The 651-nt window shown below is 75.7% G+C and carries 1 protein-coding gene; it reads left to right on the forward strand.

The annotated features are described in order from the left end of the window. A partial coding sequence (locus WN71_RS39345) for a TIGR03668 family PPOX class F420-dependent oxidoreductase (RefSeq protein WP_338058731.1) occupies positions 1 to 615 on the forward strand: 615 nt, incomplete at its 5' end. Between the last annotated feature and the right edge of the window lie 36 nt (positions 616 to 651).

Below are 651 nucleotides of genomic sequence, written 5' to 3' on the forward strand. Positions count from 1 at the left end.
AACTGCGCGACCAGCCCCCACCGGCCCGCACGGACGAACAAGCGGCACATGGCCCGAAAGGCCGGATCCGGCAGGGTTGCGGATACTTCGAGAGACCACCACCCCCAGCCGGGAGGCGCCACCGTGCCGATGATGGAGAGCGACGAGGCCCGCGAGCGGTTCACGGGCGCCCGGGTGGCCCGCCTCGCCACCGTGGACGGGGAGGGCCGGCCCCACGTCGTCCCGCTCGTCCTCGCCGCCGTCGGCCACGACACCCTCGGCCCGGACGCCCTCGGCCACCACGCCTTCGTCTCGGCGGTGGACCGCAAGCCCAAGACCTCGCTCCAGCTGCGCCGGCTGCACAACATCGCCGTACAGCCGGCCGTGTCCCTGCTCGTGGACACGTACGACGAGGACTGGGACCGGCTGTGGTGGGTGCGCGCCGACGGCGGCGCGCGTGTCGTGCCGGCCGACGCCGACGACCCCGCCCTGCGCGAGGAGTACGCGGCGGCGCTCGCCGCCCTCGCGGACAAGTACCCGCAGTACCGCGAGCAGCCGCCGCAGGGCCCGGTGATCGCCATCGCCGTGCACCGCTGGACCGGCTGGCGCGCGGCCTCCGCCCCCGGCCCCGCCTGACCCCCGCCCCCGACCCCAACATCGCCTCCTGACCCC

This window comes from Streptomyces mangrovisoli (assembly GCF_000974985.2).
In the GTDB taxonomy this organism is placed as follows: Bacteria; Actinomycetota; Actinomycetes; order Streptomycetales; family Streptomycetaceae; genus Streptomyces; species Streptomyces mangrovisoli.